Consider the following 6,630-nt stretch of genomic DNA (forward strand, 5'->3'; position numbering starts at 1 on the left):
CGATTCCGTGTTCGTGCCCTTACGGGCAGGGACCGATCACTTCTTTGCGGTGAACGCGTACAGGAACTTGTCACTCCGAACGTACAGCGTGTTGTGGGCGATCGCGGGGGTCGCGCGGACCGGTTCCGGCAACTTGACCGAGTGAACCACTTCGGGCTCGGTCTCGTCCGCGGCCAGCACCGCCACCGTGCCTTCGAGCGACGCGATGTAGAGGTGCCCGTTCGCCGCGACCGGTGAGGCGTAGTACCGGGCGCCGGCTTTCACGCGCTCGCCCTCGTACACCGGCTTGCCGGTCTTCGCGTCCAGGCAGGTGAGCAGCGGGCCGTCCTTCAACAGGTAGAACTTGTCCCGGTACACGATGGGGCTCGGCACGTAGGGCAGGTGCTTGGTGTAGGTCCAGGCGAGTTCGCCCTTGCCGCCCGGCTTGAGAGCCACCGCGCGGTTCTCCCCGGAGGCGAGCACTTTCATGTTGATCGCCCACTCCTCGGGGGTGATTTTGCCGTCCTTGTTCGGGTCGTTGTTGTCGAAGAAGTTGCCGAACGGGGTCTTCTGCGCGCCCTCTTTCGTCAGGTAACCGAGTTTGTCGTCCCCCGCTTGTTTCAGGATCTCGTCGAACGTCGGGAGCTTGAAGTCCGAGCCGCCCGGGGACCACCCCGAGTACACCAGCGTGTCCTTGTACACCACCGGCGTGGTGCAGGCGACCGCCGCCATCCGGTTGACGGCCCACAGCTCCTTCCCGGAGAGCAGGTCGTACCCGGTCAGCGTCGTCATCCCGGGCACCACCAGCACCCGCTTGCCGCTGTCCGTCCAGACGAGCGGCGTGCTGTAGGCGCTCTGGTACTTGCGCTCGGCCTTCCACTTCTGCGACCCGGTCGCGAGGTCGATCGCGAACACCGCCGAGTCCTTGGACAGGTCGCGGGCCAGGAGCACCAGCCCGTCGGCGAGGACCGGCGAGGTGCCGCTGCCGAACTCGTTGTTGGTCACCGCGGTCGGCATGTCGTACCGCCACAGCTCCTTGCCTTCGAGGCTGTACGCGATGACGCCGCACGAGCCGAAGTAGCTCACCACCGTTTTCCCGTCGCTGACCGGCGTGGACGCGGCCGGGCTCCCTTCGGTCGGGTGGAACGGCTCGATCTTGGTCGCCTTCGCGTCGGCGCGCCACAGCTCTTTCCCGTCGGCGCACGCGTAACAGATGGTGAACAGCTTGTTGTTCTCGAACGCGGTCAGGAACAGCTTGTCGCCGATGACGACGGGCGACGACGCGCCCGGGGGCACCGCGACCTTCCACGCGAGGTTCTCGTTCGGCCCGAACTTGACCGGCGGCTTCTGGTCGTCCGCGACGCCCGAGCCGGCCGGGCCGCGGAACTGTGGCCAGTCGGCGCCGAGCGCGGCCGCGGGGGCGAGGGCGGCCAGTAGACCGAGTGCGAGGCGGTTCATTCGGCATCTCGTAAGGGGTTGGGCAACACTCCGACGCGGCGGGCGAACCGCGGGCTCACACGCGGATCACGACCTCATCGACGGGGAACCGCACCTTGGCGGCCTCTGCGTACTTGTCGTCGGGCGAGCGGTACCCGGCGGTGGCGAGCACCACGGCCCCGAGGCCCTTTTCCTTGAGCCCGAGGATCTCGTCGTACTGGTCGGCCTGGAACCCTTCCATCGGGCACGCGTCCACGCCCACCAGCGCCGCGGCGGTGAGGAACGTGCCGAGGGCGATGTAGCACTGCTTGGCCGCCCACTGGTGCGCCTGTTTGGCGTCCATCCCGGACAGGGCGCCGAGCATCATCTTCTTGTACGCGTCGAGGCTCTCCGGCGGCACCCCGCGGACCGCGACCGACCGGGCGACGACCGCGTCCGCGTCCGCGGTCGTGGGCGGCTTCTTGGCGGCGAACACGATGAGGTGCGACGCGTCCAGGACCTGCGCCTGGTTGTACGACGCCGGGTGCAGCTTCTGCCGCACCGCCGGGTCGGTCACGACGACGAACTTCCACGGCTGCATCCCGAGCGACGACGGCGACAGGGTCGCGGCGCGCTCGAGCTGCGCCCACAGCTCCGGGGCGATCTTCTTCGCGGGGTCGAACTTCTTGGTGGCGTACCGCCAGCCGAGTTGAGTCAGAACGGTTTCGGGCGCAACGGTCGACATCGGGGGCTCCAAATCGAATCGGGGCGGTGGCCTCGCGGCCCTTGTCCAAACGGAGAGGTAGGTTCCCAGCACCACGTTGTAACGGGGCTCGCCGGCGCCGGACGCGCCGCCGGCTCACGTGGCGAGCGCGCGGGCCAACATCGGGGCCTCCGATCGAGGTGAGGTGTACCGCTTATAGCTAGCAACCGGGCGCCACCTTTCACGAGTCGAAACCGGGCCGCGTGTGAAGATCCGGTGTGTGGTAGAATCCGCCGCTGAAGGAGGCGCTGACCATGAGTACGGTGGTTGCGGGCGAGCGAATGACCGCGGCGGAGTTCCTAAAGAAGTACGGGCACTGCTCCGGGGTTGAATTGGTTCGTGGGCGGGTGGTGTGGAGCGGGCAAGAAGTTACGAACGGGCGCGAGGGAGGTGGCGTGGCCAAGTTCCGACGCGGCGTCATCTCGCAGAACGCGGCCCGGTTGCTCGGCGATTTCGTTCGGGCGCACGACCTCGGATGGGTCGCGATTAACGACACGTTCGTGCCGGTCGGACCCGACAGCGTGCGCGGGGCCGACGTGCTTTACGTCAGCTACGCCCGCGTTCCGAAAGGGGAACCGCCGGAGGACCTGACGGTTCCTCCCGAACTGGTAATCGAGGTGCGTTCTCCGACGGACCGCTGGACCGAGTTGATGACGAAAATGCTCGAGTACCTCGCGGCCGGTGTCGGGGTGGTCGTCATTCTGGACCCCAAAACGCGGTCGGCCTCCGTGTACCGCGATGAGGACCGGCAGGACATTTTCGAGAGCACCGACGAGTTGAAGCTCCCCGACGTGCTGCCGGGGGTCGTCGTGCCGGTTGCGCGGTTCTTCGGGTAGTTACGTGCCCTTCGCCCACCGGGCCGCGGCCTCGGCGATGCGGGCGCCGAGCAGCGCGGCGGTGCGCCGGTCCCCGTCGGACACGCGCTCGGTGCCCCACGGGGTCTGGGCCATCACGCCCGCGTACCCGGCCAGCCGGTTCACCTTGTCGGCCTCGTACCCCTCGACCGGCGCGGCCGGGCTGACCCAGACCATGCCGTGCTGCATGGCGTTCACCCACAGCCCGATGAGGGTGCTCTGCTTGTCGCCGCTGAGGTTCTGCGAGTGGGTGAACCCGGCCGCGAGCTTGTCCTTCCACCCCTGCTTCATCCACACCTCGCTCGACGTGTCGATGAACGCCTTGAACTGCGCGGCGTACCCGCCCATGTAGGTCGGCGTGCCGAACACGATCGCGTCCGCGGCGTTCAGCTTGCTCATCGCGTCGGCGTTCTTCCAGCGCCCGTTCACGATGTCCTCGCCGACGATGCGGACCAACTCGGCGGTGGTGCCGGCGACACCCGTCGCCCCCTCGGCAACCGCTTCGGCGAGTTGGTGCGTGTGCCCCTGCCCGGAGAAGTAGATGATCGCGACGGCCGGCATGGAAACGCTCCTGACGTCTGACGACCGGTCTGGATGAGCTGTCGGTCGTGGTGGTAAGTTGTACGGACTCCCGAGGAAGAACCATGTCCATCGCCGCCGCCCTGCCCCCAGCTCTGCACGCGCCTGCGGCACCCCGCATGACCGCGGAAGAGTTCGGGCTGAAGCACCACGACCAGCGCGTCGAGTACGTGTGCGGTCAAGTCCAGGAGCGCCCAAGGGCTGGGGGTAAGCACGGCGCCGTTTGCAACGGGATCGCGTTTTACCTGACTCAATACGTTGTCGCGAACGCGCTGGGGCGCGTCTTCACCAACGACACATTTGTGAAGGTGCCGGCGAAGGACGACCCGGAGCGGGTGTACGGCCCCGACGCGTGCTTTGTCGGTTACGATCGCCTCGCGAAGGACGCAGAGGTCCCGACGGGAACCATAACCGCGCTCCCGCAACTCGTGGTCGAGGTGCGTTCGCCGTCCGACACTTGGGGGTACGTGTTCGGCAAACTCGGCGCGTACCTTGACGCCGGCGTGTCGGTCGTTGTTGTTATTGATTTCGAGACGCGAACCGCTTCGACTTATCGCAACGCTTCGCCGAACGCGCAGCAGATATTGACAGCGGCCGACGCGCTCACGGTGCCCGACGTGCTGCCGGGGTTCTCCGTGCCGGTCGCCGCCCTGTTCGCGTAGCTCACTGCGCGAGCCAGCCGCCGTCCACGGGGAGCGAGACGCCGGTGGTGAACTTCGCGTTCTCGCTTGCCAGGTACAGGACCGCCTCCGCCACCTCCTCGGCACGGCCCATGCGCCCCACCGGGTGCATCGCCGCCAACCCCTTCGCCGGCTCCGTGTCCTCGCCGCCGACGAACCGGTCGATCATCTCGGTCACGATCGCCGCCGGGGCCACCGCGGTCACCCGAACGCCCTGCTTGGCGTACTCCAGCGCCGCGCACTTCGTGAGCCCCTCCACCGCGTGCTTGGTCGCGGAGTACAGAGCCACGTTCGCCATCCCGCTGTGCCCGACCACGCTCGACGTGTTGACGATCGCCCCGCCGCCGGTCTTGAGCATCGCGGCGATCTCGTGCTTCATGCTCGCGACCACACCCCACACGTTGATGTCGAACACGCGGCGGTAGTCGGCCTCGGTCGCGTCCGTCAGCGGCACCACCATCTCGATCCCGGCGTTGTTGAACGCCACGTCGAGCCGCCCGAACTTCGCCACCGTTTCGTCGACGAGGCGCTTTACATCGGCTTCGTTCGCCACATCGGCTCGCACGAAGTGCGCGGAGCCACCGGCCGTCGTGATCGCCTCGGCGACCGCCAGCCCTTCCTTCTCGCGCCGGCCGGAGAGCACGACCTTTGCCCCCTCGCGGGCGAACGCGACCGCCGTCGCGCGGCCGATGCCGCTGGTACCGCCGGTGACGAGCACAACTTTCCCGCTGAAACGAGACATGGTAAAGCCCCTTTGTGCTGACATGTGCGAAGGAGAGGTGAAGTCAGTCCGGCGGACCGATGCCAGAACTACCCGAACGGTAGCGGGCTTCTTACAGCCGAAAAACTTCTCCGGCAACGACGATTGCAACGCTGCAGGAGCCGGGGTAGTTTCACACCCACAACTCCCCAACGGAACTCACAGATGGACCTCGCGGACGGCCAGATCTATGAGATGCAGGGCTCCGGTAAGAACCCGTACAAGATCAAGAACGTGGGCGGGGCGTACTCGTGTACGTGCCCCGCGTGGCTGAACCAGAACGCGCCCAGCAACAAGCGCACGTGCAAGCACATCCGCAAGCTGCGCGGCGAAGCGGCCGAGGAGGCCCGGCTCGCGGCCGTCGGCGAGACGCTACCGGCCAAGCCCGCCGGCGCCGAGGACAAGAAGGAGCTGCCCCTTCTCAAGGGCGAGCCCTGGGACGGGGAGCAGGACCTCACCGGCTGGTGGATCAGCGAGAAGCTCGACGGCGTCCGGGCGTACTGGGACGGCAAGCAGTTCCTGTCCCGCGGGTACAACATCTACTTCGCGCCGGACTGGTTCACCGCGGGTCTCCCCAATCACCCGCTCGACGGCGAGCTGTGGATCGGGCGCAAGAGGTTTCAGGAGGCCAGCGACGTGGCCCGCAGCCAGGGGCAACCGGAGCGCTGGCGGCCGATGAAGTTCCTGGTGTTCGACGCGCCCGACGAGGCCGGCCCGTTCGAGGACCGCATGAAGTTCCTCGCGGACGCGCGGCCCGCCTGGAAAGCGCCGTTCGTGTCACTGGTCGAACACGCGGTCTGCAAGGGCAACGGACACCTCGAAGAGGAACTCGAACGGATCGTCACCCTCGGCGGTGAGGGGCTGATGGTGCGCAAGCCCGGCTCGAGGTACGAGCGCGCCCGCTCGTCCAGCATCCTGAAGGTGAAGAAGTTCCTCGACACGGAAGTGGTGGTGGTGGACTACGAGGCCGGCGAGGGGCGGCACAAGGGCCGGGTCGGCGCCCTCTGGGTGCAGCTCAGCTCGGGCGTGAAGTGCAAGGTCGGGACCGGGCTGAAAGACCGGGACCGCGACAACCCGCCCGCCAAGGGCAGCATCATCACCGTGAAGTACCAGGAGCTGACCGACGACGGCGCGCTGCGGTTCCCGGTGTACGTCGGGCCGCGGCCCGACGGCTTCCCGAACGCCCCCGCTCCGACGCGCAAGAAAGCGCCCGCGGTTGCGGCGCCCGCACCGCCGAAGGCCGAAGCGGCTACGCCCGCACGGCCCGCGCCGGTTGCTGCGCCGGCCGAACCGACTACCACGCGAGACGCGCCCGCTCCTCGCCCGCCCGCACCCGTTTCCGGAGGACCGACGATGGCGACGACGACCAAGCGGTATTTCGAGTTCGTGGACGGCGCCTCCAACAAGTTCTGGGAGGTGTGGACCGACGGGAACGAGGTGGTGACCCAGTGGGGCAAGGTCGGCACCCCCGGCCGCGAGACCCGTAAGGCGTGCGCCGACGCGGCGAAGACCCAGAAAGAGTACGACAAGCTCGTCGCCGAGAAAACCGGCAAAGGGTACGTCGAGAAGCCCCGCCCCGAGTGAGTTCGTCTCCCGCGC

7 protein-coding genes are annotated in these 6,630 nt (G+C 67.6%); 3 read left to right on the forward strand and 4 right to left on the reverse strand.

Going from position 1 to position 6,630, the window contains the following annotated elements; translation table 11 throughout:
• Window positions 1-36: 36 nt before the first annotated feature.
• Together R5W23_RS06930 and R5W23_RS06935 are read right to left on the reverse strand one after the other, a co-directional pair.
• Window positions 37-1,437, reverse strand: a complete 1,401-nt coding sequence (locus tag R5W23_RS06930) for an outer membrane protein assembly factor BamB family protein (RefSeq protein WP_320685708.1) — start codon at window positions 1,435-1,437, stop codon at window positions 37-39.
• Between the two features lie 55 nt (window positions 1,438-1,492).
• Window positions 1,493-2,140 carry an NAD(P)H-dependent oxidoreductase gene (locus tag R5W23_RS06935; RefSeq protein ID WP_320685709.1) on the reverse strand — a complete coding sequence of 216 codons (648 nt, stop codon included), beginning with the start codon at window positions 2,138-2,140 and terminating at the stop codon, window positions 1,493-1,495.
• 272 nt (window positions 2,141-2,412) lie between these two features.
• On the opposite strand from R5W23_RS06935, the gene R5W23_RS06940 reads away from it, so the two are divergent.
• The gene (locus R5W23_RS06940) at window positions 2,413-2,994 is read left to right on the forward strand and encodes a Uma2 family endonuclease (RefSeq protein WP_320685710.1); all 582 of its coding nucleotides are present in this window, start codon (window positions 2,413-2,415) and stop codon (window positions 2,992-2,994) included.
• Here the strand turns inward: R5W23_RS06940 and R5W23_RS06945 are convergent, their stop codons facing one another.
• Window positions 2,995-3,573, reverse strand: coding sequence for a flavodoxin family protein (locus R5W23_RS06945; RefSeq protein ID WP_320685711.1), 579 nt, complete (start codon window positions 3,571-3,573; stop codon window positions 2,995-2,997).
• 83 nt (window positions 3,574-3,656) lie between these two features.
• On the opposite strand from R5W23_RS06945, the gene R5W23_RS06950 reads away from it, so the two are divergent.
• Window positions 3,657-4,253, forward strand: a complete 597-nt coding sequence (locus R5W23_RS06950) for a Uma2 family endonuclease (RefSeq protein ID WP_320685712.1) — start codon at window positions 3,657-3,659, stop codon at window positions 4,251-4,253.
• Between the two features lies 1 nt (window position 4,254).
• Here R5W23_RS06950 and R5W23_RS06955 read toward each other — a convergent pair whose 3' ends face one another.
• Window positions 4,255-5,013 carry a glucose 1-dehydrogenase gene (locus tag R5W23_RS06955; protein ID WP_320685713.1) on the reverse strand — a complete coding sequence of 253 codons (759 nt, stop codon included), beginning with the start codon at window positions 5,011-5,013 and terminating at the stop codon, window positions 4,255-4,257.
• A gap of 183 nt (window positions 5,014-5,196) precedes the next feature.
• Between R5W23_RS06955 and R5W23_RS06960 the strand changes: the two genes are divergently transcribed.
• Window positions 5,197-6,615, forward strand: a complete 1,419-nt coding sequence (locus R5W23_RS06960; RefSeq protein ID WP_320685714.1) for a DNA ligase — start codon at window positions 5,197-5,199, stop codon at window positions 6,613-6,615.
• The last annotated feature ends 15 nt before the right edge of the window (window positions 6,616-6,630 follow it).

This window comes from Gemmata algarum (genome assembly GCF_034097035.1).
GTDB classification, from domain to species: domain Bacteria; phylum Planctomycetota; class Planctomycetia; order Gemmatales; family Gemmataceae; genus Gemmata; species Gemmata algarum.